The organism is Marinobacter sp. (assembly GCF_041984545.1).
In the GTDB taxonomy this organism is placed as follows: Bacteria; Pseudomonadota; Gammaproteobacteria; order Pseudomonadales; family Oleiphilaceae; genus Marinobacter.
This window is the reverse complement of record NZ_JBHIXV010000072.1, coordinates 1-925: the sequence shown is the minus strand read 5'-3', so window position 1 is coordinate 925 and position 925 is coordinate 1. Positions and strand designations below refer to the sequence as shown.

Annotated in this window: 2 protein-coding genes; one reads left to right on the top strand and one right to left on the bottom strand. The window is 66.2% G+C overall.

Translation table 11 applies throughout. The features are described from left to right. The coding region (locus ACFC20_RS17525; RefSeq protein ID WP_375194105.1) for a group II intron maturase-specific domain-containing protein at positions 1–477 on the top strand (477 nt) is incomplete at its 5' end. A gap of 103 nt (positions 478–580) precedes the next feature. Here ACFC20_RS17525 and ACFC20_RS17520 read toward each other — a convergent pair. After that, positions 581–925: PEP-CTERM sorting domain-containing protein (locus ACFC20_RS17520; RefSeq protein ID WP_375194104.1), on the bottom strand; the 345-nt coding region annotated here is incomplete at its 5' end.

The window sequence follows — 925 nt, the reverse complement described above, 5'->3', positions numbered from 1 at the left end:
AATGAAGCGAAGACGGCGGTCGCACCGAGCTCACGCTGCAAGTTGCTGGGCTATGCCTTCTGGTACGGCCCGGGCGGGCAGGCCAGGTGCCGGGTCGCCGACAAAGCGAAAGAGACCTTCAAGCAACGTATCCGGGAGATGACGAGACGCTCGGGCGGGCGCAGCCTGGCAGAGATCGTCGAACGCCTGCAGACTTACCTGCCGGGTTGGAAGGCCTACTTCCAGCTGGCGCAGACGCCGAAGGTGTTCCGCGAACTCGACAAGTGGATCCGTCACCGGCTGCGTGCGTTGCAGCTCAAGCACTGGCGCCGGGGCAAGACGATGTACCGGGAGTTGTTGGCGTTGGGCGCCTCGGAAACGGACGCCCGGCAGGTGGCCGCGAACAGCCGGAGGTGGTGGCGTAACAGCCGCTTTCTGCTAAACCGCGCCATGCCTGTTGCCTACTTTGACCGGCTCGGCGTGCCTCGGCTCTCATAACCTCAACTGCTCGAACCGCCCGGTGCGGACCCGCACGCCGGGTGGTGTGGGAGGGGTCGGTCAGCTAAGCTGGCCGCCCCTATCCCGATTGGGGCGGGGTGCCTCAGGCTTTCGGTTTGCGGCGGCGGCTGGCAAGCACGCCCATCAGGCCGACACCGAGCAGGGCCAGGGAGGCCGGCTCGTAGACCTTGGCCACGTTCGGCAGGTAGGTGTAGACCAGGGTGGCGCCACAGCCGGAGGTGCTCGACAGGTTCATGTCCACACCCGAGGTTTCGCCCTGGAGGCTCTTGCGGTCTGTGCCTTCACACCACACGGTGAAGTTGCCGCCCCCGGTGGACAGGAAGATGTTTGGATCCAGATCCAGTTCGAGCGACTTGCTGCTGGCCAGGGGGCCCACGCTGGTGAAGCCGGTGTCCAGGGTCAGCGGGCCGGTGCTGGTGGTGAGGGC